This is a genomic window from Pseudarthrobacter siccitolerans (genome assembly GCF_001046895.1).
Taxonomy (GTDB): Bacteria; Actinomycetota; Actinomycetes; order Actinomycetales; family Micrococcaceae; genus Arthrobacter; species Arthrobacter siccitolerans.
Window position 1 is genome coordinate 1 of record NZ_CAQI01000007.1, and the last position, 758, is coordinate 758.

The 758-nt window shown below is 67.9% G+C and carries 1 protein-coding gene; it reads left to right on the plus strand.

Annotated features, from left to right (window positions below; genetic code table 11):
• Window positions 1-758: lyase family protein (locus tag ARTSIC4J27_RS00040; protein ID WP_268794364.1), on the plus strand; the 758-nt coding region annotated here is incomplete at both ends.

Below are 758 nucleotides of genomic sequence, written 5' to 3' on the forward strand. Positions count from 1 at the left end.
CCCGCACCAACCGCGAACTCGGCCTCCTGGACGCCGAACGCGCCGACGCGATCGGGCAGGCCTGCCAGGACATCCTGGACGGGCGGCTCGCCGACCAGTTCGTGGTGGACGTCATCCAGGGCGGCGCCGGGACCTCCTCGAACATGAACGCCAACGAGGTCATCGCCAACCGCGCCCTGGAAATCCTCGGCCACCCCAAGGGCGACTACACCCGGCTGCACCCCAACGACCACGTCAACCTCTCCCAGTCCACCAACGACGTCTACCCCACCGCAGTCAAACTCGGCACCATCTTCGCCGCCCGCGAACTGCTCGACGCCCTGGCCGAACTCGAAGAAGCCTGCGCCGCCAAAGCCCTCGAATTCCGCACCATCGTCAAAATGGGCCGCACCCAGCTCCAGGACGCCGTACCCATGACCCTGGGCCAGGAATTCGGCACCTACGCCATCACCATCGGCGAAGACCGGCTCCGCCTCGCCGAAGCCGAACTGCTGATCCACGAAATCAACCTCGGCGCCACCGCCATCGGCACCGGCCTGAACGCCCCGGCCGGCTACGCCGACACCGCCTGCCGGCACCTGGCCCAGATCACCGGCCTGCCCCTGATCACCGCCCCGGACCTGATCGAAGCGACCCAGGACGTCGGCGCCTTCGTCCACCTCTCCGGCGTCCTCAAACGCGTCGCCGTGAAACTCTCCAAAATCTGCAACGACCTGCGCCTGCTCTCCTCCGGCCCCCGCGCCGGCTTCGGCGAAATC